This is a genomic window from Streptomyces sp. SP17BM10 (assembly GCF_036322405.1).
Classification (GTDB): Bacteria; Actinomycetota; Actinomycetes; order Streptomycetales; family Streptomycetaceae; genus Kitasatospora.
Map to the genome: position 1 here is coordinate 58,610 of NZ_JAQYXB010000571.1, position 26,889 is coordinate 85,498.

Here is a 26,889-nt window from a genome sequence, read left to right on the forward strand (position 1 = left end):
AGGAGTCCGCCTCCGGTGGCACCATCACCGTCGGCCCCTGGACGCTCGACACCAGCGTCCTGCGGACATACGCCTGACAGCCGCACGGCCCGCCCGTAGGTTTTCTTCCGTCAGTTCGTACGAACAGCAGAGGAATCCACCATGGCCACCTTCGTCCTGATCCCCGGCGTCCTGCACGGCGGCTGGTGGTACCGGCCGCTGACCGAGGGGCTGCGCGCGGCCGGGCACGAGGTGTACCCGGTGACGCTCAGCGGGGTCAGTGAGCGCGGGCACCTGGGCGGCGGGGCGATCAACCTGGACACGCACGTCCAGGACGTGGTCGGCCTGCTGGAGGCCGAGCGGGTGGAGGACGCCGTGCTGGTGGGGCACAGCTACGGCGGCATGGTGATCTCCGCGGTGGCCGACCGGGTGCCGGAGCGGGTCGCCGGGCTGGTGTACGCGGACGCGTTCGTCCCGCGCGACGGTGAGTCGGCCCACGCGATCGTCAACGACCTCTGGAAGCAGCGGTACGTGGCCGGGGCCGCCGCCGGGAACGGGCACACCATGGTCGGCCTCCACCCCGCCCTCGACCCGCGCGCGACCGTCCACCCGATGGCCACCCTGCTGCAGCCGGTCCGCCTCACGGGCTCCGCGGACGCCGTCGCCCGCCGCGTGTACATCCACGCCGAGCGCTTCGAGGGCACCCCGTTCCTGGAGACCTACGGCCGGCTCCGCGACGACCCGGCGTGGACGGTGCACGCCCTCCCCGTCGGACACGACCTGGTCCAGGAGGCCCCGGAGGAGTTCCTCAAGATCGTCCTCGCCGCGGCCGAGTAGCAGGAGACCGAAAGGGCCCGGGCGGCACGGCGCGTCCACGCCGTACCGCCCGGGCCCGGTGCCCGTCCGCGCGACTACGCGATGCGGTCGAGGACGATCGGGTTCGCGGTGAACGCGGTGCCCTCGGGGGCGACCTCGATGCCGCCGGCGAGCGCCTCGATCGCGTACTCGAAGCGCTCGGGGGTGTCGGTGTGCAGGGTCAGCAGCGGCTGGCCGGCCACGACGGTGTCACCGGGCTTGGCGTGCATCTCGATGCCGGCGCCGGCCTGCACCGGGTCCTCCTTGCGGGCGCGGCCGGCGCCCAGGCGCCAGGCGCTGACGCCGACGGCGTACGCGTCGAGCGTGGTGAGCACACCGGAGGCGGGGGCCGGGATGACGTGCTGCTCGCGGGCGACCGGCAGCGGCGCGTCGACGTCGCCGCCCTGGGCGGTGATCATGCGGCGCCAGTGGTCCATCGCCGAGCCGTCGCGCAGCGCGTCCGCCGGGTCCTTGCCGTGCACGCCGGCCGCGGCGAGCATCTCGCGGGCGAGCGCGAGGGTGAGCTCGACGACGTCGGCCGGGCCACCGCCGGCCAGGACCTCGACCGACTCGCGGACCTCCAGCGCGTTGCCCGCGGTGAGGCCGAGCGGGGTCGACATGTCGGTGAGCAGGGCGACGGTGTTGACGCCGGCGGTGGTGCCGAGGCCGACCATGGTGCGGGCGAGCTCGCGGGCGTCGTCGAGGTTCTTCATGAACGCGCCGGAGCCGACCTTGACGTCGAGGACGAGCGCGCCGGTGCCCTCGGCGATCTTCTTGGACATGATCGACGAGGCGATCAGCGGGATGGCCTCGACGGTGCCCGTGACGTCGCGCAGCGCGTACAGCTTCTTGTCGGCCGGCGCGAGGCCGTCGCCGGCGGCGCAGATGACGGCGCCGGCGCCGCGCAGGACGTCCATCATCTCGTCGTTGGAGAGCAGCGCGCGCCAGCCGGGGATGGACTCCAGCTTGTCGAGGGTGCCGCCGGTGTGGCCGAGGCCGCGGCCGGAGAGCTGCGGGACGGCGGCGCCGCAGGCGGCGACGAGCGGGGCGAGCGGGAGGGTGATCTTGTCGCCGACGCCGCCGGTGGAGTGCTTGTCGCTGGTGGGCAGCGGGAGCGAGGAGAAGTCCATCCGGACACCGGAACGGATCATGGCCTCGGTCCAGCGGCTGATCTCGCGCGGCCGCATGCCGTTCAGCAGGATGGCCATGGCCAGGGCGGACATCTGCTCGTCGGCGACCTCGCCGCGGGTGTAGGCGTCGATGACCCAGTCGATCTGAGCGTCGCTCAGCTCTCCGCGGTCGCGCTTGGTCCTGATGACGGAGATGGCGTCCATGCGTGCTCCAAGAGGGGTTCAAAAGCGAAGAGTGTCACGAGATGACCCGGTTGCGGCCCACTCGCGACACTCTACGCGCGTAACAAATGCAGATGCTAGAGCCGCTCCGGCCCGAACGCGTCGGGCAGGAGCTCGCTCATCGGCTTCACGCCGGAGGCCAGGTCGACCAGCAGGTCGGGCCCGCCGTGCTCGTACAGCAGCTGGCGGCAGCGCCCGCACGGCATCAGCAGCTCACCGGAGCCGTCCACGCAGGTGAACGCGGTGAGCCGGCCGCCGCCGCCGGCGTGCAGCGCGGACACCAGCCCGCACTCGGCGCACAGCCCGAGCCCGTACGAGGCGTTCTCGACGTTGCAGCCGGTGACCAGCCGCCCGTCGTCCACCAGCGCGGCCGCGCCCACCGGGAACTTGCTGTACGGCGCGTACGCGCGGGTCATCGCCTCCCGCGCCGCCTCGCGCAGCCGCTCCCAGTCGATCGCGGGGGCTGTCACTTGCCCTCGCCCTTGCGGTAGATCTGACCGTCCGCCTTCGGCATCCGCAGGCGCTGCGAGGCCAGCGAGAGCACCACGAGGGTGATCACGTACGGCGTCGCGACGATCAGCGGGCGCTGCACCTCGTCCGTGAGCGCGTACCAGGCGCCCAGGCCGCCGGCGACCACCAGCGAGATCACCGTGGCGGTGTACTTGCGGCGGTACAGCTGCCACAGCGCCAGGATCGCCATCGCGATGGAGACGGTCAGGAGCAGCACGTGCACCGACTGCGGGTCGCGCAGCTGGAGGCTGTCGGTGAAGCCGAACAGCCCGGCGCCCATGGAGAGCCCGCCCGGCATCCAGTTGCCGAAGATCATCGCCGCGAGGCCGATGAAGCCGCGGCCGTTGGTCTGGCCGTCCTTGTAGAAGTGCGCGGCGACCAGCGAGAGGTACGCGCCGCCGAGGCCCGCGAAGGCGCCGGAGGCGATGACCGCCAGGTACTTGTACTTGTAGACGTTGACGCCCAGCGACTCGGCCGCGGTCGGGTTCTCGCCGCAGGAGCGCAGCCGCAGGCCGAACACCGTGCGCCAGAGCGCGAAGTAGCTGACCACGATCAGCGCGGCGGCCAGGACCACGACCACCGAGATGTTGGTGACCATGCCGCCGAGCACGCCGGCGACGTCCGAGACGAAGAACCAGTGGTGCTTCTCGATGCCTTCCAGCCAGGGCGACAGGCCCGGGATGGTGATGTACGGCAGCGGGTCGGCCGGCGGGGACTGGTTCGCGCCGGCACCGACGGAGACGTAGTCCTTGTAGTAGATCCGGTTGACGTAGGCGCAGATGCCGGGGATCAGCAGGTTGATGCCGACGCCGGAGACGATGTGGTCGACGCCGACGGTGACGGTGATGACCGCGTGCAGCAGACCGCCGAGCGCGCCACCCGCCATGCCGGCCAGCAGGCCGACCCACGGGTTCACCAGGTAGCCGGCCCAGGCGCCGCAGAAGGTGCCGGCGACCATCATGCCTTCGAGGCCGATGTTGACCACGCCGGCCCGCTCGGACCACAGGCCGCCGAGACCGGCCATGCCGATCGGCACCGCGGCGCTGAGCGCGGCGGTGATCTGACCGGAGGAGGTCAGCGAGTGGTTGCCGGTGGCCATGCCCACGGCGGAGAAGAGCGCCAGGGCGCCGGCGATCAGCAGCAGCACGACCGGCCAGGACAGCTTGCGCTTCTTGGCGGGCGCACCGGGCGCCTTGGGACGAGCGGCGGCGGTAGCCGTGCTCATGCGGACACCTCCTTCTTCTCCGTGGCCGCGAGCTGGGCGGCGAGCTGGGCGCCGACCTTCTGCTGCTGGCGCTTCAGGCCGTAGCGGCGTACGAGCTCGTACGCGACGACGACGCAGATGACGATGGTGCCCTGCATGACGGCGACGATCTCGAACGGGAAGCCGCCGTTCAGCGGCAGCTGGGAGCCCGTGGCGTCCAGGAACGCGAACAGCAGCGCCGCGAAGGCCATGCCGAGCGGGCTGTTGCGGCCCAGCAGCGCGACCGAGATCCCGAGGAAGCCGAGACCGGCCTGGAAGCTCTGGCCGAAGTAGAACGAGTTCTGCAGCAGCTCGGGCAGACCGATCAGACCGGCGATGCCGCCGGAGACGGCCATCGAGATCATGACCATCCGCTTGACGTTCACGCCGGACGCGGTCGCGGCGCTCTCCGAGCGACCGGTGGCGCGCAGGTCGAAGCCGAAGCGGGTGCGGGTCAGCACGAACTGGAAGATCACGCCGACCAGGACGGCGATGAACAGGAAGCCCCAGAGGTTGCCGCCGGCCGTGCTGATCGAGAAGAAGTGGCTGGACTGCGAGACCGGGTTGGTCTGGATCGAGTTGCTGGTGCTGCTGACCTTCGGGGCGAAGATGCCCGGGACGAGGAGCAGACCGACGATCGCGATCGAGATGGCGTTCAGCATGATGGTCGAGATGACCTCGCTGACGCCGCGGAAGACCTTGAGCGCACCGGCGATCGCCGCGTACAGGCCACCGGCCAGCATGGCGGTGATCAGCAGCAGCGGGATCTGGATGAACGCCGGCAGGTCGATCTGGCTACCGATGTACGCCGTGAACAGCGCCGCGATGCGGTACTGGCCCTCGACGCCGATGTTGAACAGGTTCATCCGGAACCCGAACGCGGCGGCCGCCGCGGCCAGGTAGTAGGTGGTGGCCCGGTTGAGGATCGCCACCTGGCCGTCCGACTTGGTGGCGTACGTGACCATCACGTTCCACGCGTCGAACGGGTTCTTGCCCGAGGTCGCCAGCAGGATCGAGCAGATCGTCACCGAGAGCACGACCGCGAGCACCGGCGCCGCCAGTGCGAACACGATCCGCTCACCGCTGATCCGCTGCATCGGACTGCGCTTGGCGGCAGGGGGGTTGGGACTGGTCATGTGGGTTACTCCCCCGCCTCGGCGTCGTCGGCGGTGTCGGTGTGGGGGTGCTCGTCCTCGGCCGCGGAGCCCTCGGCCGCGGTGCCCTCGGCCGCGACGGCCCGCGCCTCGGCGAGGGCCTCCGGCTCGGACTCCAGGTGGCCGCGGGCCGCACCGGTCATCGCGGTGCCCAGGTCCTCGGCGGTGACGGTGGCCGGGTCGGCGTCGGCGACCAGGCGGCCGCGGTAGATGACCCGGATGGTGTCGGAGAGGCCGATGAGCTCGTCCAGGTCGGCGGAGATCAGCAGCACGGCCAGGCCGTTGCGCTGCGCGACCCGGATGTGCTCCCAGATCTGCGCCTGCGCGCCGACGTCCACGCCGCGGGTGGGGTGCGCGGCGATCAGGAGCTTGGGGTCGTGGGCCATCTCGCGGCCGATGATCAGCTTCTGCTGGTTGCCGCCGGAGAGGGAGGCCGCGGTGACCTCGATGCCCGGGGTGCGGACGTCGAACTCCTGGACGATGCGCCAGGTGTCCTGCCGGGCCGCGGTCGGGTCGAGCAGCGGGCCGTTGGAGTTCGGCCTCTCGGTGACGTGACCGAGGATCCGGTTCTCCCAGAGCGGGGCCTCCAGCAGCAGGCCGTGGCGGTGGCGGTCCTCGGGGATGTAGCCGATGCCGGCCTCGCGGCGGGCGCGGGTGAGGCTGCCGGACAGGTCCTTGCCGTCGAGGGTGACGGTGCCGGCGTCCAACGGCAGCATGCCCATGATGGCCTCGACCAGTTCGGCCTGGCCGTTGCCCTCGACGCCGGCGATGCCGAGGACCTCGCCCTTGCGGATGGTCAGCGAGATGTCGTCGAGGACGACGCGCTCGATGCCCTCGGCGTCGGTCTTGGCGATCCGCAGGCCCTTGACGTCCAGCATCTCGGTGCTGGTGACGGTCGACTCGCGGCTCTCGGGGGAGGGCAGCTCGGCGCCGACCATCATCTCGGCGAGCTGGCGGGCGGTCACGGACCGGGGGTCCGCGTCGCCGACCGTGGTGCCGCGGCGGATGACGCTGATCGCGTCGGCGACCGCGAGCACCTCGTGCAGCTTGTGCGAGATGAAGATGACGGTGACGCCCTCGGACTTCAGCTCCCGCAGGTTGTCGAACAGCGCGTCGACCTCCTGCGGGACGAGGACGGCGGTGGGCTCGTCGAGGATCAGGATCCGGGCGCCGCGGTAGAGCACCTTGAGGATCTCGACGCGCTGGCGGTCGGCGACGCCGAGGTCCTCGACCAGCGCGTCCGGGCGCACGCCCAGGCCGTACTGGTCGGAGATCTCCTTGATCTTCGCCTTGGCCTTCGCGCCGATGCCGTAGAGGCTCTCGCCGCCGAGGACGACGTTCTCCCACACCGTGAGGTTGTCGGCGAGCATGAAGTGCTGGTGCACCATGCCGATGCCGCGGGCGATGGCGTCGCCCGGGGAGTTGAACTCGCACTGCTCGCCGTTGATCGCGATGGTGCCCTCGTCCGGCTTCTGCATGCCGTAGAGGATCTTCATCAGCGTCGACTTGCCGGCGCCGTTCTCACCCATGAGGGCGTGCACGGTGCCACCGCGGACGGTGAGGTTGATGTCGTGGTTGGCCACGACGCCGGGGAAGCGCTTGGTGATGCCGCGCAGTTCGACGGCCGTTGTCGCCGTCCCCGCGCTGGGGGTTCCGTCCTTGCGCAGGGGGACGGGGTCGGATGCGGTGATGGCGATCTCCTGGTGGTCTGGAGGCGCGTCGTTGCGCTGGGAGGGCCAAAAGGGGGGAACGGGGAAGCGGGGGGACGGAAGGGGGCCCGGGGGTACGCGTTGAGCGCACCCTGCCGGGCCCCTCCCGTTGCTGTGCCCATCATCGCGCTGCCGGGCAGGCGGCAGCGGCTACGACGTCCGGGCCGCGCGGCGCCTTACTGGGCGGGCGCGGTCGGGACGGTGGTGGCGCCGGTCTTGATCGCGTTGGCGGCGGCGTCCAGCTGGGTCTTGATGTCGTCGATCTTGCCACCGGTGGTGGCGAGCTGGACACCGTCGGCCTTCAGGTCGAAGAGCTTGGTGCCGGTGAACGGGGCACCCTGCTTGACCGACTGGATGTAGGCGAAGACCGCGTTGTCGACGTTCTTCACCATCGAGGTGAGGATGCTGTTCTTGTACTTCGCCAGGGCCGGCTGGGCGGCCTGGTCGGAGTCGACGCCGATGGCCAGGGCGCCCTGCTTGTTGGCGACGGCCTCGATGGCGCCGTTGCCGGAGGAGCCGGCGGCGGAGTAGATGACGTCCGCGCCCTTGTCGAGCTGGCCCTGGGCGGCCTCCTTGCCCTTGTCGGGCGAGGCGAAGCCGGAGAAGTCCGGGGGCGTGGTGAGGTAGGTGACCTCGACCGGCATGTTCGGGTCGACGGACTTGACGCCCGCGCGGTAACCGGCCTCGAACTTCTTGATCAGCTCGGTCTGCACACCGCCGATGAAGCCGACGTGCTTGGCCTTGCTCTTCACCGCGGCGGCCACACCGGCGAGGTAGGAGCCCTCCTGCTCGGCGAAGACCAGCGAGGTGACGTTGGCCGGCTGGGCGTCGTCGTGCGAGTCGATGATCGCGAACTTGACGTCCGGGTTGTCCTTGGCGACCTTGTTGACGGCCGGCTGGTACACGAAGCCGACCGCGATGACGGTCTTGTAACCGGCGTCGATCAGGTTCTTGAGGCGGGTCTCCTTGTCCGCCTCGGCCTCGCCGGCCTTGGCCTCGGCCTCGGTGACCGAGACGCCGAGGTCCGACTTGGCCTTGTCGAGACCGCGGGCGGCGGAGTCGTTGAACGACTGGTCGCCACGGCCGCCGATGTCGTAGGCCATGCCGACCTTGAGGCCACCGTCGGAGGAACTGGAGGAAGCGTTGTCAGTGCTCTTTGCGCCGCAAGCGGCGAGCGAGGCCATGCCCAGGGAACCCGAGAGCACAACCGCGGCGAGCTTCATTGAACGGCGCAAGGGAGTTTCTCCTTCTCACACGCACCCGATTAGCGTGGTCGGACGCCACCGTAACGCGCGTAGAACACGGTTGTGTTACGGGGTGCCGGAGCATTCGGGTTGTTATCAAACCGTGGTCTGACGCTCGCCCGAGGCCCATTTCCCGTGCGCGGACGGTGATCCGGAACTGGTGCGCTCCAGTTTACGGAACAGCGCCAAAACCCCGGATCCCGACGGATCCGCCACGCGACGGCCACACACGTGCGGATGAGGTCAGCTCCCGTCGGCCTCCAGCGCCAGCGCCGCGAACAGTTCCACACCGATCCCGATGGCCCGCTCGTCCACGTCGAACCGGCCCTGGTGCAGGTCGCGGACGGAGGTGTCGCCGGGGGCGCGGACTCCCAGCCGGGCCAGGGCGCCCGGGGCGTGCTCCAGGTACCAGGAGAAGTCCTCGCCGCCCAGGCTCTGTTCGGTGCTCTCGACCACCTGCTCGCCGCCCCGGCCGAACCGCGCCGTCATGGCCTCCTCCAGGAGGGCGACGGAGACCGCCTCGTTCACCACCGGCGGCACCCCGCGGTGGTAGTCGAGCGTCCACTTCGCGCGGTAGGTCTCGGCGAACTTGGCGATCAGGTCGTGCAGGACGTCCGGCGCCTCGCGCCAGCCGTCCAGCTCCAGGCAGCGGACGGTGCCCTCCAGTTCGGCGTGCTGGGGGATGACGTTGGGCGCGGAGCCGGAGGCGATCCGGCCCCAGACCAGGCTGACGCCCCACCGCGGGTCCATCCGGCGGGCGAACGCGGCCGGCAGGTCGGCGGCCATCCGGGCGATCGCGGTCACCAGGTCGGTGGTCAGGTGCGGCCGGGCGGTGTGCCCGCCGGGGCCGTCCAGGTGGAGCACCAGGCGGTCGCAGGCGGAGGTGATGGCCCCGGTGCGCAGCGCGATGCGGCCCACCTCGACCTTCGGGTCGCAGTGCACGGCGAAGATGCGCTCGACGCCGTCCATCCCGTCGGCCTTGATGACGTCCAGCGCGCCGCCGGGCATGACCTCCTCGGCCGGCTGGAACACCAGCCGGACCGGGCGGCGCAGCTCGCCGGTGCGGGCGGCGTCGGCGAGCACCAGCGCGGTGCCGAGCACGACCGCCGTGTGCACGTCGTGGCCGCAGGCGTGGGCCCGGCCGGGGACGGTCGAGCGGTAGGGGACGTCGGTCTTGGCGTCGTCGATCGGCAGCGCGTCGATGTCGGCGCGGAAGGCGAGGATCCCGGCGCCGGGGGCCGTCCCGGCGGGGACGATGTCGACGATCAGCCCGGTGCCGCCGGGCAGCACCCGGGGGTCGAGCCCGGCCGCCACCAGCCGGTCGCGGATCAGGCCGGTGGTGCGGAACTCCTGGCGGCCCAGCTCCGGGTGCCGGTGCAGATCGCGGCGGAAGGCGATCAGCTCTGGCTCCAGCCTCCTGGCCCGGGCGCGCAGTTCGGCGGCGGGGCGGGCAGCGGCCAGAGTGGCGCCCGGCTGAGCGGGCTCAGGACGGTTCATCTCCCCAAGCCTAGGCCTGTCGGGGGTTTTTGGCCTGACTTCCGGAAAATTAGTCCCCGGATGGGCGCATACCGGCCGGACAGGTGGGTATGACATCTCGTTTCAGCCGCCTTCCCCGGGTTGCTTGTCCTGTGCAACGATCACCCGGGGCGACGGTCACGGCCTTTGCGTGCTTGACGGATAGTCAGAAGCGTTCCACCGGCTCGTACGTGCCCCACACCTCGCGCAGCGCGTCGCACACCTCGCCGACGGTAGCGCGCGCCGCCAGCGCGTCCTTCATGGGAGGGAGCACGTTCTCCCTTCCTTCGGCGGTACGACGCAGCGCGTTCAGCGCCCGGTCCACCGCGGCCGTGTCACGCTCCGCGCGCAGCCGGGCGAGGCGCTCGGCCTGCTGCCGCTCGATCGCCGGGTCCACCCGCAGCGGCTGGTACGGCTCCTCGGCGTCCAGCTGGAAGCGGTTGACGCCGACCACCGTCCGTTCCCCGGCGTCGGTCTCCTGCTGGACGCGGTAGGCGGTGCGCTCGATCTCCGTCTTCTGGTAGCCGGCCTCGATCGCGGCCACCGCGCCGCCGAGCTCCTCCACCCGGGCCATCAGGGCCAGGGCGGCGGCCTCCACCTCGTCGGTCAGCGACTCGACGACGTAGGAGCCGGCGAACGGGTCGACGGTGGCGGTCACGTCGGTCTCGAACGCGAGCACCTGCTGGGTGCGCAGGGCGAGCCGGGCGGCCTTCTCGGTCGGCAGCGCGATCGCCTCGTCGAAGCTGTTGGTGTGCAGCGACTGGGTGCCGCCGAGCACCGCGGCGAGCGCCTGCAGCGAGACCCGGACGAGGTTGACCTCGGGCTGCTGGGCGGTGAGCTGCACCCCGGCGGTCTGGGTGTGGAAGCGCAGCATCTGCGAACGGGGGTCCCGCGCCCCGAACTCGTGGCGCATCACCCGGGCCCAGATGCGGCGCGCGGCGCGGAACTTGGCGACCTCCTCCAGGAGCGTGGTGCGGGCCACGAAGAAGAAGGAGAGCCGGGGCGCGAAGTCGTCGACGGCCATCCCGGCGGCGAGCGCGGTGCGCACGTACGCGATGCCGTTGGCCAGCGTGAAGGCGATCTCCTGCGCCGGCCCGGCCCCGGCCTCGGCCATGTGGTAGCCGGAGATCGAGATCGTGTTCCAGCGCGGGATCTCGGCCCGGCAGTACCGGAACACGTCCGCGACCAGCCGCAGCGAGGGCGCGGGCGGGAAGATGTAGGTGCCGCGCGCGATGTACTCCTTCAGCACGTCGTTCTGGATCGTCCCGGTGAGCCGGGCCGGCGCGACCCCCTGCGCCTCGCCGACGAGTTGGTAGAGGAGGAGCAGCAGGCCGGCCGGCGCGTTGATGGTCATCGAGGTGGACACCTCGCCGAGCGGGATCCCGTCGAACAGCACCGCCATGTCCTCGACGCTGTCGACGGCCACCCCCACCTTGCCGACCTCCCCGGCGGCGAGCTCCGCGTCCGAGTCGTATCCCATCTGGGTGGGCAGGTCGAAGGCCACCGAGAGCCCGGTGCCGCCGCCCGCGATCAGCTGCCGGTAGCGGGCGTTGGACTCGGCGGCGGTGCCGAAGCCCGCGTACTGGCGCATCGTCCAGGGCCGGCCGGTGTACATCGACGGGTAGACGCCCCGGGTGTACGGGAACTCCCCCGGCCGCCCGAGCCGGCTTCCCGGATCCCACCCGGCCAGCGCCTCCGGTCCGTACAGCGGCTCGATCGGGAAGCCTGACTCGGCACGGCGCGGCTCGGCTGCCATGGGTCCCTCCACGGGGATCGGCGGGCTGGGGCTCGTTGCTCGCAATGTAGTGGCGGCCGGCCGGGAGAACGGGGACCCGACGCGGTTGAGATGATCGGACGAACGACCGAAGTGCGGACCCCATGACCGACCAGCCCCCAGGGAGTGGCAATGACCGAGCAGAAGGTGGCCGTGGTCACCGGTGCCAGCAGCGGGATCGGCGCGGCGACCGCCCGCCGGCTGGCCGCCGAGGGCTTCGACGTGGTGCTGACCGCCCGCCGCACCGAGCGCATCGAGGCGCTCGCCAAGGAGATCGGCGGCCGGGCCCACACCCTGGACGTCACCGACCGGGCGGCCGTGGACGCCTTCGCCGCGGAGGTCGGCCGGGTCGACGTCCTGGTGAACAACGCCGGCGGGGCGCTCGGCGCCGACTCGGTCGAGCACGGCGACCCGGCCGACTGGCGCGCCATGTACGAGGTGAACGTGCTCGGCGTGCTCCACATGACGCAGGCCCTGCTGCCCGCCCTGCGCGCCACCGGCGACGGCACCGTGCTGGTGCTCTCCTCGACCGCCGCGCTGGCCGCCTACGAGGGCGGCGGCGGGTACGTCGCGGCCAAACACGCCGCGCACACCATCGCGGCGACGCTGCGGCTGGAGCTGTGCGGCGAGCCGATCCGGGTGATCGAGATCGCTCCCGGCATGGTGAAGTCCGAGGGCTTCGCGCTCACCCGCTTCGGCGGCGACGAGGCGAAGGCGGAGGCCGTCTACGCGGGCGTCGCCGAGCCGCTCACGTCCGAGGACATCGCCGACACCGTCGCCTGGACGGTCACCCGTCCGTCGCACGTGAACATCGACCTGCTGGTCGTCCGCCCGCGCGCCCAGGCGGCCAACCACAAGGTGCATCGCGCCTGATCAGACCCCCGGCGGGCAGCTCGGCCCCCGTTGATCGACGGTGTCACCCGCAGTGATACACACGTGCGATGAACATCGACCGGGCCGCCCGCCCACGGGTCCTGCTGACCGCCTTGGCAGCCGGCACCCTGCTCCTCACCTCCGCCTGCAACGACAACGCCACGACGGCCCAGGACAAGGCCGCCGCCGGCCCGGCGTCCGCCGCCACCACCGCGACGGCCACCCCGACGCCGAAGCCCACCGGGGCGGACGACCCGGCCCTCAAGCCCTTCTACGCCCAGCAGATCACCTGGGCCCCCTGCCCGCCGGACCCGAAGGCCGCGGACGCCAAGTCGGACGTCTCCGCGATGCTGTGCGGCAAGCTGCACGTCCCGCTGGACTACGCGAACCCGGCCAAGGACGCGCTCGACCTCGCCCTGGTCAAGTACCCGGCCACCAAGCCCGACCAGCGGATCGGCTCGCTCGTGGTCAACCCCGGCGGCCCGGGCGCCTCCGGCGTCGAGATGGTCGAGTACGGCGCCAAGGACTTCGCCGGCGCCCTGCACAGCCGCTTCGACGTGGTCGGCTTCGACCCGCGCGGCACCGGGGCCAGCTCCCCGATCACCTGCCTGGACGACAAGCGGCGCGACGCCGAGGCCCAGATCGACTCGCCGCTCGACCCGGCCACCCGCAAGGCCCAGTCCGACCAGCAGAACGCCGAGTTCATCGCCGCCTGCCAGGCCAAGTCCGGCAAGCTGCTGCCCTTCGTCGGCACCCGCGACTCCGCCCGGGACATGGACGTCCTGCGCGCCGCCGTCGGCGACAAGAAGCTCAACTACCTGGGCATCTCGTACGGCACCTACCTCGGCTCGCTGTACGCCGAGGAGTTCCCGAAGAACGCCGGGCGCCTCGTCCTGGACGGCGCCGTCGACCCCGCCGCCGACGAGCTCGACTCGGTCGTCAAGCAGCAGGCCGGCTTCGAGAAGTCCTTCGAGCGCTTCGCCGCCGACTGCGTCGACAACCACGCCGCCGAATGCCCGCTGGGCAAGGACTCCGGCCAGGCCGCCAAGAAGGCCGCCGACTTCCTGGACGGCCTGCGCGAGCACCCGCTGCCCACCAAGGACGGCCGCAAGGTCGGCAGCGACCTCGCCTGGACGGGCGTGCGCGGCGCGCTCTACGGCGACGAGAACAGCAGCTGGCAGTACCTGCGCGTCGCGCTCTCCGTCGCGATGAAGAACGACAAGGGCGACGTCCTGCTCGCCTTCGCCGACGACTACGACGAGCGGGACCAGAGCGGCCACTACTCCCCGATGGAGGAGGCCCACGCGGCGATCTCCTGCGCCGACGGCTCCGCCCCTGCCCCCACCCCCGAGCGCGCCCAGCAGGCCGTCAAGCAGCTCCAGGAGCAGGCCCCACTGCTCACCAAGGGCGTCGACGTGCAGGACTTCACCGAGTCCTCGTGCAACGGCTGGCCGTTCCAGAGCCCGGAGAAGCCGCACACCATCCGGGCCGAGGGCGCCGACCCGATCCTTGTCGTCGGCTCCACCGGCGACCCGGCCACCCCGTACGCCGCCGCCGAGGCGCTGGCCAAGGGCTTCGCCCATGCGACCCTGCTGACCCGGGTGGGCGAGGGCCACGGCGCGTTCGGCAAGGGCAACACCTGCATCGACCAGGCCCTGGAGGCCTACCTGACCGCGGGCACCATGCCGGCCGCCGGGACGCGCTGCACCTGAGCCTCCACGGCCCCTCGCGCGGCCCGATAGCAGACGAAGACGGGGAGGGCGCTGACACGAAGGTGTCAACGTCACAACTTGATAGCTCGTTCGGATGAAATCCGCGCGCGCCCTCCCCAACTGATGAGCGCTCAACTACCGTTGAGCCGCCACCCGGCAGGCGCTGGACGCCACCCCGCGGCCCCATACTTCACCTGCTCCACCCGAATCCTTCACCGGCCACCTTCCCGCCCTCACGAGGAGGACCCGCTGGCCAGCGACATCCCGTCACAGCGGCTCGATCCCAGCTCCGAGCCGACCCTCCTCGGGCTGCACCGCTTCAACGAGGCCGACGCCGGCGCCGCCGAGGAGGCCCTCCTGGCCTGCTGCGGCAGCCACCGCTGGGCCCTGCGGCTCACCGCCCACCGGCCCTACCCCGACATAGAGTCCCTGCTGGCCGCCGCCAGCGAGGCCTCCTACGACCTCCGCCCGGCCGACCTCACCGAGGCCCTGGCGGACGAGAGCTGGATGCCGCAACCGCTGCTCGGCATGCGGGCCCCGGGCAGCCAGGCGGCGCACACCGCACTGCGGGCGGCCCACGCCGCGTACGAGGCCAGGTTCGGCCACGTGTTCGTGGTCTGCCTGGAGGGCGTCGCGCCCGACGAGATGCTCGACACCGTGCTCTCCTCGATCCGCACCCGGCTCGCCAACGATCCGGACGAGGAGCGCCTGATCGCGGCCGACGAGCTGCGCCGGATCGCCCTCACCCGGCTGGAGCACCTCGTCGCCACCCACTCGGAGGCCGGCGCGCACTGAGCCGCCGGCCCCCGCTCGCCGGTCCGGTCACTTCCTGGTCTGGGCCGCCCGCAGCTTCGCCACCTGCTGCCGGACGATCCGCTCGTCCGGCAGCGCGGCCGGCTCGGTGGACACGCCGAAGGTGGTGAACACCGCGAGCGCGGGGCCGACCCGGGTCAGCACGGCGCGCTGGGACAGCACGGCCGTACCCGATTCATTCGTGAGGGTGAATCCGGTCGCCGCGTCCGCTCCCTCGGGCGTGGGCGTGGCGGCCTGGGCCAGCCGGTGACGGGTGTGGGTCGACTGCGCCCCCTTCTTCCCCCGCTCCGCCGGTGGCGGCGGCGCCGTCGAGGTGAAGACGGCACAGGGTCCGAACAGCCTCTCCAGCTCCGCCTGCACCTGTGCCGCCCGTCCCGAGCGGTAGCCCACCAGGGCGCCGTACGCCGCGCCCGCGGGATCGGCCGCCCGGGCCACGCTCAGATCGGTCTCCGCGTACGGCAGACCCGCGCCCGGCGAGGCCGCGCCCGGAGCCGGGCCGCCACCGGGCGCCACGGCGTCCAGCAGCGGCTGGCACGCCCGGACGTCCGAGGTCTCCCGCCCTGACCCCTGCCCGGTGTCGCCGTGACCGGGCGTCATCACCGTCACCGCGTAGCCGGCGCCGAGGTCGGCGCCGGTCACCGCGGCCGTCCGCAGTTCGGCCGCGGACAGTTCGCGCACCGGCACGGCCCGGTCGTCGGACGGCCCGCCGACCGTGGTGCAGCCCGTGGCGAGCGCCAGCACGCACAGGAGGCGGAGCAGGGGGACGGCGGTCGGTCGGGGACGATCTGGCACAGATGCCTCAGGAGGGTGTCGGCGACGGCGGATGGGACACCGTAGCGCAACGGATCGGTCACCCAGCGTGCCCGCGTGGGGTTCGGTTCCCGCCGAACTAGGCCAGAAGTGCCTGATTGATCACACCTGGGGCCCCCGGAGGCGGTTCCCGATACGGCGTCGATAGGATGCTCGCGGCCGGTGGACCGTACCCGGCCGGGCTGACCGACACCGAAGCCGGCCGAGCCCCCAATCGCTTCCGGAGGGTTTTTCCGTGCCGGCTGGAACGCTGTACCGCGGCCGGGAAGGCATGTGGAGCTGGGTGGCTCATCGAGTCACCGGCGTCCTCATCTTCTTCTTCCTGTTCGCCCACGTCCTGGACACCGCACTGGTGCGAGTGTCGCCGGAGTCCTACGACACCGTCATCCAGACGTACAAGACTCCCCTCGTGAACCTGATGGAGTACGGCCTCGTGGCCGCCATCCTGTTCCACGCCCTGAACGGCCTGCGGGTCGTCGCCGTGGACTTCTGGTCCAAGGGCCCGAAGTACCAGAAGCAGATGCTCTGGACGGTGGTCGGAGTCTGGGTCGTCCTGATGGCCGGCGCCTTCTACCCGATCCTGCAGCACACGCTGGTCGACTGGTTCGGGAAGTGAGCTGACTGATGTCCACGGAAATCTCCGACGCTGTGGTGGTCCCCTCCAACCAGGCGCACACCGGCAAGGGTCTCGGCACCGGCAACCCGGCCGACGCGTTCGTCATCGAGCCGCCGCGCAAGCGGACCAAGAAGACGCCGCGCCGCACCCGGACCAACTTCGAGATGCTGGCCTGGCTCTTCATGCGCCTGTCCGGTGTCGTCCTGGTCGTGCTGATCCTCGGCCACCTGCTGATCATGCTGGTGCTCGACGGCGGCGTCTCCAAGATCGGCTTCGCCTTCGTGGCCGGCCGCTGGGCCTCGCCGTTCTGGCAGGTCTGGGACCTCACGATGCTCTGGCTCGCCATGCTGCACGGCGCCAACGGCATGCGTCAGGTCATCAACGACTACGCCGAGAAGGACTCGACCCGGCTCTGGCTCAAGGGGCTCATGGGTACCGCCACGGTCTTCACCGTGCTGCTCGGCACCCTGGTGATCTTCACCTTCGACCCCCACATCTGAGCCGCGAGCACCATCGACCATCGGCAGAGGCCAGAGGCGAGTTAACCCCCCATGCAGATTCACCAGTACGACACCGTCATCGTCGGCGCCGGTGGCGCCGGCATGCGCGCGGCCATCGAGTCGACCCAGCGCAGCCGCACCGCGGTCCTGACCAAGCTCTACCCGACCCGGTCCCACACCGGCGCGGCCCAGGGCGGCATGTGCGCCGCCCTCGCCAACGTCGAGGAGGACAACTGGGAGTGGCACACCTTCGACACGGTCAAGGGCGGTGACTACCTGGTCGACCAGGACGCCGCCGAGATCATGTGCAAGGAGGCCATCGACGCCGTCCTCGACCTGGAGAAGATGGGCCTGCCCTTCTCCCGCACCGAGCAGGGCCGGATCGACCAGCGCCGCTTCGGCGGTCACTCCCGCAACCACGGCGAGGCCCCGGTCCGCCGCTCGTGCTACGCGGCCGACCGCACCGGCCACATGATCCTGCAGACGCTGTTCCAGAACTGCGTCAAGCACGGCGTCGAGTTCTTCAACGAGTTCTACGTCCTCGACCTGCTGATCAACGACGGCAAGACGGCCGGCGTCGTCGCCTACGAGCTGGCCACCGGCGAGATCCACGTCTTCCAGGCCAAGTCGGTCGTGTTCGCCTCCGGCGGCACCGGCAAGTTCTTCAAGGTCTCCTCCAACGCCCACACCCTCACCGGTGACGGCCAGGCCCTGGTGTACCGCCGCGGCCTGCCGCTGGAGGACATGGAGTTCTTCCAGTTCCACCCGACGGGCATCTGGCGCATGGGCATCCTGCTCACCGAGGGCGCCCGCGGCGAGGGCGGCATCCTGCGCAACAAGGACGGCGAGCGCTTCATGGAGCGCTACGCCCCCGTCATGAAGGACCTCGCGTCCCGTGACGTCTGCTCCCGCGCGATCTACACCGAGATCCGCGAAGGCCGCGGCTGCGGTCCGGACGGCGACCACGTCTACCTGGACCTCACCCACCTGCCGCCGGAGCAGCTGGACGCCAAGCTGCCGGACATCACCGAGTTCGCGCGCACCTACCTCGGCATCGAGCCGTACACGGACCCGATCCCGATCCAGCCCACCGCGCACTACGCCATGGGCGGCATCCCGACCAACGTCGAGGGTGAGGTCCTGCGCAACAACACCGACATCGTCCCCGGCCTGTACGCCGCCGGCGAGGTCGCGTGCGTGTCCGTGCACGGCGCCAACCGCCTGGGCACCAACTCGCTGCTGGACATCAACGTGTTCGGTCGCCGCGCGGGCATCGCCGCCGCCGACTACGCGCAGACGGTGGACTTCACCGAGCTGCCCGAGAACCCGGCCGAGAAGGTCCAGGCCCTGGTCGACGGCCTGCGCGAGGCCACCGGCGACGAGTCCGTGGCGCAGATCCGCAAGGAGCTGCAGGAGACCATGGACGCCAACGCCATGGTGTACCGCACCGGCGCCACCCTCAAGCAGGCGGTCGAGGACATCGCCGCGCTGAAGGAGCGCTACAAGAACGTCTCCATCCAGGACAAGGGCTTCCGCTACAACACGGACCTCCTGGAGGCCGTCGAGCTGGGCAACCTGCTCGACCTGGCCGAGGTGCTGGCCGTCTCCGCGCTGGCCCGCGAGGAGTCCCGCGGCGGCCACTACCGCGAGGACTTCCCGACCCGTGACGACGTGAAGTTCATGCAGCACACCATGGCGTACCAGGAGGTCGCCGCCGACGGCACGACCTCCATCCGCCTCGACTACAAGCCGGTCGTCACGACCCGCTACCAGCCGATGGAGCGTAAGTACTGATGAGCACTCCGACCGTGGAGCACTCGGCCGCTCTGGACGCGGCCGAGAGCGGTGCCACTCAGCTGATCACCGTCACCTTCCGGATCCGCCGGTTCAACCCGGAGGAGCACCCGGACCCGGTGTGGGTCGACTACCAGCTCACGATGGACCCGAAGGAGCGCGTCCTGGACGCGCTCAACAAGATCAAGTGGGAGCAGGACGGCACCCTCACCTACCGCCGTTCCTGCGCGCACGGCATCTGCGGCTCCGACGCGATGCGGATCAACGGCCGCAACCGGCTGGCGTGCAAGACCCTGATCAAGGACGTCAACCCGGAGAAGCCGATCACGATCGAGGCCATCAAGGGCCTCACGGTCCTCAAGGACCTGGTCGTGGACATGGACCCGTTCTTCCAGGCGTACAAGGACGTCATGCCGTTCCTCATCACCAAGGGGAACGAGCCGACCCGCGAGCGCCTGCAGTCCGCCGAGGACCGCGAGCGCTTCGACGACACCACCAAGTGCATCCTGTGCGCCGCGTGCACGTCGTCCTGCCCGGTGTTCTGGAACGACGGCCAGTACTTCGGCCCGGCCGCCATCGTCAACGCGCACCGCTTCATCTTCGACTCGCGCGACGAGGGTGCCGAGCAGCGCCTGGAGATCCTCAACGACCGCGAGGGCGTGTGGCGCTGCCGCACCACCTTCAACTGCTCCGAGGCCTGCCCCCGTGGCATCGAGGTCACCAAGGCGATCCAGGAAGTGAAGCGGGCGCTGGTCACCCGCCGCTTCTGATCCCCGCCTGACCGCGCGAAGGCCCCCGGCCCGATCCTCCGATCGGGCCGGGGGCCTTCGGCGTTCGTCAGCCGGTGGCCGGGGTGCGGCGGGCGGCGCGCAGGCCGCGGAGGCCGATGGTGCCGACGGCGATGCCGAGGCAGAAGGAGGTGACGGCGAGCAGGAGGTGGATCCAGAAGAAGGCGGTGGGCTGGGAATGGTCGCCGTTGACGAAGGCCTGACCGCCGGAGTCCTTCCACAGGTTCTTGACGAAGGTCGTCCAGATGACGATCGACCAGACGCCGAAGGCGGTCAGGAACCAGGAGGTGCGGCGGCTGAGCTTCATGCGGGGTCCTCGGCGGCGGTGTGGAGGCGGTGTGCACCCCCAGTATGCGCGGGCTGCCGATCGGCGTAGGGCGGGGCCCTCCTGCGGAGGACCTTGCCGGTGTGGCGCACGGCGGGGGCGCCGAGTGGGTACGGTCGGCGGGTGATCGCACGCCCTCGCAAGCTCGCGCACCTGTTCGCCGCCACCGCCGCGCTGCCGGCCCTGTTCGTCGTTCCGGCGGCGGCCGCGGCCCCCTCGGCGCCGGCCCCGCCGGCCGTGGTCGGCGGCGACCGGCTCGGCCAGTCCGGTGTCCAGGTCTCACCGACGGCCGGTGCCCCGGCGCTGCCGGGGGACCTCACCGGCCAGTCCTGGATAGTCTCCGACGCCACGTCGGGAGAGGTCCTGGCGTCCTACAACCCGCACCTGCGGCTTCCGCCGGCCAGCACCCTGAAGATCCTCTTCGCGGACACCGTCCTGCCCAAGTTCGACCGCAACGCGGTCCACCGGGTCGCGGACGAGGAGATCCAGGGGATCGGTGCCGGCAGCAGCCTGGTCGGCATCAAGGAGAACCTGGACTACCGGGTCGAGGACCTGTGGCGCGGGGTGTTCCTCAGCTCGGGCAACGACGCCGTGCACGTCCTCGCGCACATGAACGGCGGCGTCCAGCAGACCGTCGCGGAGATGCAGGCCCGCGCGGACGCCCTCCAGGCGCGGGACACCAAGGTGATCTCCCCGGACGGCTACGACATGGACGGCCAGGTCTCCTCGGCCTACGACCTGTCCCTGTTCGCGCGGGCCGGCCTGCGCAACGCGGACTTCCGGGGCTACTGCGCCACCCGGGACGCGATGTTCCCGGGCGCCGTGGACAAGAACACCGGCCAGCGCGGCAGCTTCGGCATCGCCAACACCGACCGGCTGCTGGGCAAGTACCCGGGCCTGATCGGGGTGAAGAACGGCACCACGACCAACGCCGGCTCCACCTTCGTCGGTGCCGCCGAGCGCGGCGGCCGCACGCTGCTGGTGACGGTGATGCACCCGGCGTCGTACCAGAAGGTCTACGACGAGACGGCCGCGCTGCTGGACTGGGGCTTCGCCGCGGCCGGGAAGGTGCAGCCGGTCGGCCGGCTCGTGGACGAGCAGCAGCCCGGCACCGACGAGCCCACCGGCCAGGCGGGCGGCACGGCCGGGACGCCCGCGCCGCCGCCGCACCCGTCGGCGCCCGCGGCGAAGGCCTCGGCGGCCGGTTCGAAGGACGGGGACGACGGGGACGACGGGATCGGCGTCGCCGGTTGGCTGGCGATCGTCGTCGGGGCGTCGGCCGGTGCCGGAGCCCTGGTGGTGCTGAAGCGCCGGACGGCCGCTCCCACCGGCGACAGCTGACGCGGCGTCGCACCGCGGCGGCCCGGCCTCACCCCAGGGGCCGGGCCGCCACCGTCTCCGCCTCGTCCACCTCCGCCAGCAGCGCCCGCCCGTGTTCGCGGGTGCGCTCGCGGGCGGCGACCGGGTCGGCCAGGGCCGTCCAGGCGACGCAGTACATCAGCAGGCGGCAGACGGAGTTCATCCAGAGCAGCAACGCCACCGGCACGCCGAAGGCGCCGTACAGGCTCCTCCCGGCGACCGAGCCGAGGTAGGACGCGAGCAGGATCTTCAGCAGCTCGAAGCCGACCGCCCCGATCAGCGCGCCCTGCAGGACGTCGCGCCGGCGCTGGCCGTGTATCCCCGCGAACGGTCCGAGCAGGTAGGCGAACAGCAGGGTGTCGCAGGCGATCGCTATCACCAGGCCGACCCCGGTGAGCAGGTAGCCGTTGTGCAGGCCGATCGCGTCGGCGATCCGCCCGGCGAGCGTCGTGCCGACGGCGGAGGCGCCCAGCGAGACCAGCGACACCAGGCCGAGGCCGCCGAGCACCACGCAGTCCCACGCCTTGCGCAGGATCACGTTGCCGTCGTCCAGGGGCAGCTGCCACACGTCCCGGATCGAGGTGCGCATGGTGTCCACCCAGCCCAGGCCGGAGAGCAGCAGCAGCGCCCCGCTGACCAGCCCGACCGCGCCCGCGTTGGACACCAGGGACGGCAGGTTGAGCGCGTCGGAGATGCCCGGCACCTGGTCGGCGATGCGCTTCTGCAGGTCGGCGACCCGGCTGTCGCTGAGGGTCGCGACGGCGATCGCGAGTGCCACGGTGAGCAGCGGGAACAGCGCGAGGAAGCCGAAGAACGTGACCGCGCCGGCCAGCCGGTTGCCGCGGGCGGCGGTGAAGTGCTCGTACACCCGGTACGGGCGGCTGCGCAGCAGCCTCGCGACGAGCGGGCCGACGAGCGGGAGGCGGGTCAGGAAGTCCACCCGACCGGTTATACCGGCCCGTCCCCCGAACGGCCGTCAGGCTCGACCTGGGACAGGCGGGTTCAGCGCCGCACCAGCCGCCGGGCCCGGGCGAGCGCGCGGACCGTCCGGTACGCGCCGTAGCGGCCGTGGCTGAGCAGTTCGGCGCGCACCCCGTCCGCCCCGGCGGGCGGGCGGTAGCCGGCCGGGCGCAGCCGGGCGCAGTGCTCGGCGGCGCGGCGGAAGTACTCGCGGCGGGCGCCGGCCGGGACCCGGCCGGGCTTGGCGACGACGGTGTTGAGGTGGTTCAGCATCTTGCCGTAGACCACCGGGCGCCAGCGGTCGAGGTCGGGGCGGCGGTCGAGGAAGGCGAAGACCAGGTCGTACTGGGCGAAGACGTCGAAGTGCTTGCGGCTGGCGGTGGCCAGGATGTTGCCGCCCTCCTGGCGCTGGCGGTAGTGCACGCCGATCCGGTCCAGCAGGGTGATGCTCCCGGCGGCGAGGAGCGCGGGGTACGTGAAGGGGGTGTCCTCGTAGTAGCCGGCCGGGAAGGCCAGCTCCTGCTCGGTGATGAACCCGCGGCGGTAGGCCTTGTTCCAGACGACCTGGAGCAGGTCGAGCAGGTCGGGGCGGGCGTCGAGGTCGAAGACGTCCGGGGAGGCGGCGCCGAAGACGTGGGCGGAGGCGGCGCGGGTGATCCGGCCGTCGACGTAGGTGCGGGCGTAGTCGTAGACCAGGACGTCCGGGTCCCCGGTGGCGGCGAGCCGGTCGCCGACGGCGCGGAGCAGGCCCGGGGTGAGCGTGTCGTCGCTGTCGAGGAAGATCACGTAGTCGCCGGTGGCGACCTCCAGGCCGGCGTTGCGGGCGCGGCCGAGGCCGACGTTCTCCGGCAGGTGCAGCACCCGGACGCGGGGGTCCGCGGCGGCCGCCGCGTCGAGCATCGCGCCGCAGCCGTCCGGGGAGCGGTCGTCCACCGCGATCAGTTCGAATTCGGGACCGTCCTGGCCGAGGACCGAGTCGAGGCACTCGGCGAGGTAGTCCTGGACTTGGTACACGGGGACGATCACGCTGAAGCGGGGCACGGGCCCCAGCGTAGTGGCCCCCGGGGGCGCCTTGGCCCGGGCGGTAGGATCGCGGTGCACGTACGCACCGATTCAAAGTGCGGCCAGACCCGACCCGGGCTGCCACGCTGATTCCCGAGAAAGGCCTGCGTAGCCGATGGCTCCCCGCCTCTCCATCGTCGTTCCGATCTACAACGTCGAGCGCTACCTCGTCGAGTGCCTCGACTCGATCGCCGCCCAGACCTTCGGCGACTTCGAGTGTGTGATGGTCGACGACGGTTCAAAGGACGGCAGCGCGGCTCTCGCCGAGGCCTACGCCGCCAAGGACTCCCGGTTCCGCCTGGTCCGCCAGGTGAACAAGGGCCTCGGCGCGGCCCGCAACACCGGCATCCGGCACATCGACCCGGACTCCGAGTTCCTGTGCTTCGTGGACAGCGACGACTCGATGCCGCCGAGCGCGTACGAGCTCATGATCAACACGCTGGACGAGACCGGCTCCGACTTCGCCACCGGCAACGTGCTGCGCTTCCGCGCGGTGGGCTACTACCAGTCCGGCGGCCACGTGAAGCCGTTCAAGGAGACCAGGCTCAAGACCCACATCACCGAGATCCCGGCGCTGGTCACCGACCGCACCGCGTGGAACAAGGTGTACCGCCGCTCCTTCTTCGACGCGGCCGGCCTGCTGTACCCCGAGGGCATCCTGTACGAGGACGCCCCGGTCAGCGTGCCGCACCACTACCTCGCCACGAGCGTGGACGTGCTCGCCGAGCCGATCTACCACTGGCGCGAGCGCGAGGTCGGCGAGATGTCGATCACGCAGATGCGCACCAACCCGAAGGGCCTGATCGACCGCGTCGCCTCGGTCGAGCTGGTCCGCGGCTGGCTGAAGAAGCAGACCGAGCCGCGCTTCGCCCAGTACCTGCGCTCCTACGACGAGAACACCCTCGTCGAGGAGATCCCGATGTTCTTCTGGTCCGTCGTGGACGGCGACAAGGAGTACCGGGACGCCTACGTCAAGCACGTCAGCCGGCTGCTGCGGGCGATCGGCCCCGAGCAGGTCCGCAAGCTGCGCGCGCCGCTGCGGCTCAAGTACCACCTGACCCTCCAGGGCCGGGTCGACGAGTTCGTCGAGCAGATCAAGTACGAGGGCGAGAGCAACGGTGGCGTCCAGGCCCGCGGCCTGCTGCGCCCGTACGCCGACTACCCGTTCCTGCGCGGCGGCCGCAAGAGCGTCCCGGCCGGCGTCCTGAAGCTGGACAACTCGCTGGTCATGCGCAGCCGGCTGTACGAGTCGGCCTGGGTCGGCGGCAAGCTGGAGCTGACCGGGCACGCGTACCCGGAGCAGCTGGGCGCGGCCGGCAAGCACGACATGGTCCGCACGCTGGTGCTGCGCGAGACCAAGGGCCGCCGGGTCGTCGCCGTGCCGATGAAGACCCAGTACAGCCCCGAGGCCACCGCGAGCTGCAGCCACGACCTGTACAGCTGCGACTGGGCCGGCTTCACCGTCGCCCTCGACCCGAAGAAGCTCAAGCACCGCGGCCAGTGGAAGGACGGCCACTGGCGCGTCCTGGTCGCCGGCGCGGGCAAGGGCGGCGTCTACAAGGGCCGGGTCTCGGCCGGCTGGAGCGACACCGCCGAGTACATCCCGGCGCACTGGGTCGAGCCGGACGTGCGGATCGTGCCGTGGGTGCGGGACAACTTCGTCTACCTGAAGGTGGAGACGGTCCGGGCCCGGGTGACCGGCCTGGCCGCGCACGCCGGCCGGGTGGAGGTCTCGGGCGCGGCCCGCTCCGGCGCGGGCTTCGCCGGGGCCCGCCTGCGGCTCACCCACGTCGAGTCCGACCGCGAACTGGCCTTCCCGCTGGAGCTGGGCTCGCCCGTCGGCACGCTGCAGCCGTTCTCGGTCTCCTTCCCGGCGGCCGAGCTGACCGCCGTCCGCGAGGCCTGGGCCGAGCTGGACCCGGTGGCCGCCGAGCGCGCCCGTGACCGCTGGGACACCGCCCTCGTGCTCACCGACGGCACCGCCGTGCCGGTGGTCTGGGACGAGCGCAACGCGCCCGAGCAGCTGCACGTCGTCCTCAACCCGCAGGCGCCGACCGCGGAGCGCCGCGCGCTCTACTCCAAGCCCTCCCCCGCCGGGAACCTGCAGTTCTCCGACCAGCTGCTCCAGCCGATCGTGGACGAGGTCGCCTCGCGCGGCGCCGACGGCTTCCTGCTGAGCGGCTCCTTCCCGCTGCCCGACTCGCACCGCTGGGAGCTCGTCGTCCGGCACGACTGGCGCGAGGAGGAGCACGTCTACCCGGTGGAGATCACCGACGGCCGCTTCCGCACCGCGCTGCCGACCGTCCCGACCGCCTCCTTCGCCGGGCGCGTGCCGCTCGCCCAGGGCACCTGGAACGTCTTCTTCCGTCCGGTCGGCGCCCCGGTCGACGCCGCCGTCGTCCTGCACGCGCTGATCTCGCCGGACTGCTTCGCCACCCTGCCGCTGGAGGTGGAGTCCCGCGGCAAGCGGATAGTGCTGGAGCGGCGCCACCACGACGGCCTGTCGCTGGAGGCGCACTCGGCCCTGCTGCCCGAGGAGCGCAGCGGCTACCGCCAGCGCCAGCTGCGGACGGTGGACTACCCGGCCGCCCGCCGGCACCCGGTGCGCGAGACCGTCCTGTACAACGGCGGCCTCGGCGGCCTCTACGCGGACTCCCCGCGGGCGATCCACGAGGAGCTCGTGCGCCGCGGCCTGCCGCTGGAGCACCTGTGGGGCAGCGACGACCTCCAGGCCGACCTGCCGCAGACCGCGCAGGCGGTCCGGCTGTGGAGCCCGGAGTGGTTCGAGGCGCTGGCGACCGCCAAGTACATCGTCACCAGCACCCACCTGCCCGACTTCTTCGTCCGCCGCCCCGGCCAGGTGGTCGTGCAGACCTGGCTCGGCACGCCGCTGAAGCAGATCGGCCTGGACTTCGAGAAGGTCTGGTTCACCGACTCCAACTACCTGAAGGGCCTCGCCAAGGAGGTCCCGAACTGGAACCTCCTGGTGGCCGGCAACAGCTGGTCGGCCCCGCTGCTCCGGCGCGCCTTCGACTACAAGGGCGAGATCCTGGAGAGCGGTTCGCCCCGCAACGACCTGCTGTTCGCCCCGGACCGGGAGAAGACCGCGGAGCAGGTCCGCGAGCGCCTCGGCCTGCCCGAGGGCAAGAAGGTCGTGCTCTACGCGCCGACCTGGCGCGAGGACCGGCGCCGGCCCAACGGCGGCTACCAGATCGACCTGCGGGTCGACCTGGACGCGGCCAAGGCCGCGCTCGGCGAGGACCAGGTGCTGCTGGTGCGCCGGCACAGCGTGATGTGCGGTCAGATCCCGGGTGCCGGCAACGGCTACGTCTGGGACGTCGGCAGCTACCCCGACATGGCGGAGCTGCTGCTGATCGCCGACGTCCTGGTCACCGACTACTCGGCCGCGGTCTTCGACTTCGCGTCGACCGGCAAGCCGGTGCTGTTCTTCACGTACGACCTGGAGCACTACCGGGACAACCTGCGCGGTTTCAGCCTGGACTTCGAATCGGTGGTGCCCGGTCCGCTGCTGAACACGTCCGCCGAACTCGTCTCGGCGCTCGGCCGGGTCGACGAGATCGCCGCCGAATTCGCCGACAGGGCCGCCGCTTTCCGCGAGGCCTACTGCGACCTGGACGACGGCAAGGCCTCGGCCCGCGTCGTCGACGCGATGCTCCGAAAGGAGTAATTCTCCCCCGACCGTCCCGAGGCGTCCGGTGCGATTTCGCGCCGGGCGCCTCGGCATTTCCGAGAGTTACCTGAGGACATGCGGGCCTTTGCGCCCGCATTGCACTCGAACTGGCGTTTCGTCGGCAAATTTCTCAGGAAATTCTACGAACCGTACAGTTGACCCCGGGTGTCGTCCCGGTATGGGATGTCAATTCGGCGGTCAGCGTTCCGGCTCCCGCCGGTCGGCAACACCCCCGGCCCAGCCCCACGCCG

At 71.3% G+C, this 26,889-nt stretch carries 22 protein-coding genes; 10 read left to right on the forward strand and 12 right to left on the reverse strand.

The features are described 5' to 3' along the window. Positions 1-141 precede the first annotated feature (141 nt). A complete protein-coding gene (locus PUR71_RS15570; RefSeq protein ID WP_329927584.1) occupies positions 142-816 on the forward strand; it encodes an alpha/beta fold hydrolase in 675 nt (224 codons plus the stop codon). A gap of 74 nt (positions 817-890) precedes the next feature. On the opposite strand, the gene PUR71_RS15575 is transcribed toward PUR71_RS15570, so the two are convergent. The 8 genes from PUR71_RS15575 to PUR71_RS15610 form a co-directional block, all read right to left on the reverse strand. Continuing rightward, positions 891-2,168: a thymidine phosphorylase gene (locus PUR71_RS15575; protein ID WP_329927585.1), complete on the reverse strand. Its 1,278-nt coding sequence runs from the start codon at positions 2,166-2,168 to the stop codon at positions 891-893. Positions 2,169-2,263: 95 nt separating this feature from the next. Beyond that, the gene (locus PUR71_RS15580) at positions 2,264-2,656 is read right to left on the reverse strand and encodes a cytidine deaminase (protein WP_329927586.1); all 393 of its coding nucleotides are present in this window, start codon (positions 2,654-2,656) and stop codon (positions 2,264-2,266) included. Beyond that, the gene (locus PUR71_RS15585; protein ID WP_329927587.1) at positions 2,653-3,921 is read right to left on the reverse strand and encodes an ABC transporter permease; all 1,269 of its coding nucleotides are present in this window, start codon (positions 3,919-3,921) and stop codon (positions 2,653-2,655) included. The genes PUR71_RS15580 and PUR71_RS15585 overlap by 4 nt, the downstream gene beginning before the upstream one ends. Then, the gene (locus PUR71_RS15590) at positions 3,918-5,075 is read right to left on the reverse strand and encodes an ABC transporter permease (RefSeq protein ID WP_329927588.1); all 1,158 of its coding nucleotides are present in this window, start codon (positions 5,073-5,075) and stop codon (positions 3,918-3,920) included. Before PUR71_RS15590 ends, PUR71_RS15585 begins: the two co-directional genes overlap by 4 nt. A 5-nt stretch (positions 5,076-5,080) precedes the next feature. After that, a complete protein-coding gene (locus PUR71_RS15595; protein ID WP_443077454.1) occupies positions 5,081-6,676 on the reverse strand; it encodes an ABC transporter ATP-binding protein in 1,596 nt (531 codons plus the stop codon). 302 nt (positions 6,677-6,978) lie between these two features. After that, on the reverse strand, positions 6,979-8,037 hold the full coding sequence (locus PUR71_RS15600; RefSeq protein ID WP_329927589.1) for a BMP family lipoprotein: 1,059 nt from the start codon (positions 8,035-8,037) through the stop codon (positions 6,979-6,981). 252 nt (positions 8,038-8,289) lie between these two features. Beyond that, complete coding sequence (locus PUR71_RS15605) at positions 8,290-9,543, reverse strand: amidohydrolase (protein ID WP_329927590.1); 1,254 nt, start codon at positions 9,541-9,543, stop codon at positions 8,290-8,292. 184 nt (positions 9,544-9,727) lie between these two features. Then, complete coding sequence (locus PUR71_RS15610; protein ID WP_329927591.1) at positions 9,728-11,317, reverse strand: acyl-CoA mutase large subunit family protein; 1,590 nt, start codon at positions 11,315-11,317, stop codon at positions 9,728-9,730. Between the two features lie 150 nt (positions 11,318-11,467). On the opposite strand from PUR71_RS15610, the gene PUR71_RS15615 reads away from it, so the two are divergent. From PUR71_RS15615 to PUR71_RS15625, 3 genes are all read left to right on the forward strand, one after another. Further along, positions 11,468-12,208, forward strand: a complete 741-nt coding sequence (locus PUR71_RS15615; protein WP_329927592.1) for an SDR family oxidoreductase — start codon at positions 11,468-11,470, stop codon at positions 12,206-12,208. A gap of 68 nt (positions 12,209-12,276) precedes the next feature. Continuing rightward, complete coding sequence (locus tag PUR71_RS15620) at positions 12,277-13,920, forward strand: alpha/beta hydrolase (protein ID WP_329927593.1); 1,644 nt, start codon at positions 12,277-12,279, stop codon at positions 13,918-13,920. 249 nt (positions 13,921-14,169) lie between these two features. Continuing rightward, complete coding sequence (locus PUR71_RS15625) at positions 14,170-14,715, forward strand: 2-oxo-4-hydroxy-4-carboxy-5-ureidoimidazoline decarboxylase (protein ID WP_443077461.1); 546 nt, start codon at positions 14,170-14,172, stop codon at positions 14,713-14,715. Between the two features lie 27 nt (positions 14,716-14,742). Here the strand turns inward: PUR71_RS15625 and PUR71_RS15630 are convergent, their stop codons facing one another. Continuing rightward, positions 14,743-15,525 (reverse strand): hypothetical protein, encoded by a 783-nt coding sequence (locus tag PUR71_RS15630; protein ID WP_329927594.1) that lies wholly within the window; start codon positions 15,523-15,525, stop codon positions 14,743-14,745. Positions 15,526-15,778: 253 nt separating this feature from the next. Between PUR71_RS15630 and sdhC the strand changes: the two genes are divergently transcribed. The 4 genes from sdhC to PUR71_RS15650 are packed head-to-tail and all read left to right on the forward strand — an operon-like array spanning position 15,779 to position 19,223. Continuing rightward, positions 15,779-16,159: a succinate dehydrogenase, cytochrome b556 subunit gene (sdhC, locus tag PUR71_RS15635; protein ID WP_218198520.1), complete on the forward strand. Its 381-nt coding sequence runs from the start codon at positions 15,779-15,781 to the stop codon at positions 16,157-16,159. An 8-nt stretch (positions 16,160-16,167) separates the two neighbouring features. Beyond that, positions 16,168-16,659, forward strand: coding sequence for a succinate dehydrogenase, hydrophobic membrane anchor protein (gene sdhD, locus PUR71_RS15640; protein ID WP_329927595.1), 492 nt, complete (start codon positions 16,168-16,170; stop codon positions 16,657-16,659). Between the two features lie 51 nt (positions 16,660-16,710). Continuing rightward, a complete protein-coding gene (gene sdhA, locus PUR71_RS15645; RefSeq protein WP_329927596.1) occupies positions 16,711-18,453 on the forward strand; it encodes a succinate dehydrogenase flavoprotein subunit in 1,743 nt (580 codons plus the stop codon). Further along, positions 18,453-19,223 (forward strand): succinate dehydrogenase iron-sulfur subunit, encoded by a 771-nt coding sequence (locus tag PUR71_RS15650; protein WP_329927597.1) that lies wholly within the window; start codon positions 18,453-18,455, stop codon positions 19,221-19,223. The genes sdhA and PUR71_RS15650 overlap by 1 nt, the downstream gene beginning before the upstream one ends. A 67-nt stretch (positions 19,224-19,290) precedes the next feature. Here PUR71_RS15650 and PUR71_RS15655 read toward each other — a convergent pair whose 3' ends face one another. Continuing rightward, positions 19,291-19,548: an SCO4848 family membrane protein gene (locus PUR71_RS15655; protein WP_329927598.1), complete on the reverse strand. Its 258-nt coding sequence runs from the start codon at positions 19,546-19,548 to the stop codon at positions 19,291-19,293. Positions 19,549-19,689: 141 nt separating this feature from the next. Between PUR71_RS15655 and PUR71_RS15660 the strand changes: the two genes are divergently transcribed. Next, complete coding sequence (locus tag PUR71_RS15660) at positions 19,690-20,907, forward strand: D-alanyl-D-alanine carboxypeptidase family protein (protein WP_443077455.1); 1,218 nt, start codon at positions 19,690-19,692, stop codon at positions 20,905-20,907. A gap of 28 nt (positions 20,908-20,935) precedes the next feature. Here PUR71_RS15660 and PUR71_RS15665 read toward each other — a convergent pair whose 3' ends face one another. Then, on the reverse strand, positions 20,936-21,865 hold the full coding sequence (locus tag PUR71_RS15665; RefSeq protein WP_329927599.1) for a YihY/virulence factor BrkB family protein: 930 nt from the start codon (positions 21,863-21,865) through the stop codon (positions 20,936-20,938). Positions 21,866-21,927: 62 nt separating this feature from the next. Then, positions 21,928-22,926, reverse strand: coding sequence for a glycosyltransferase family 2 protein (locus PUR71_RS15670; RefSeq protein ID WP_329927600.1), 999 nt, complete (start codon positions 22,924-22,926; stop codon positions 21,928-21,930). Between the two features lie 136 nt (positions 22,927-23,062). Here PUR71_RS15670 and PUR71_RS15675 point away from each other — a divergent pair, with 136 nt between their 5' ends. Then, positions 23,063-26,635 (forward strand): bifunctional glycosyltransferase/CDP-glycerol:glycerophosphate glycerophosphotransferase, encoded by a 3,573-nt coding sequence (locus tag PUR71_RS15675; protein WP_329927601.1) that lies wholly within the window; start codon positions 23,063-23,065, stop codon positions 26,633-26,635. The last annotated feature ends 254 nt before the right edge of the window (positions 26,636-26,889 follow it).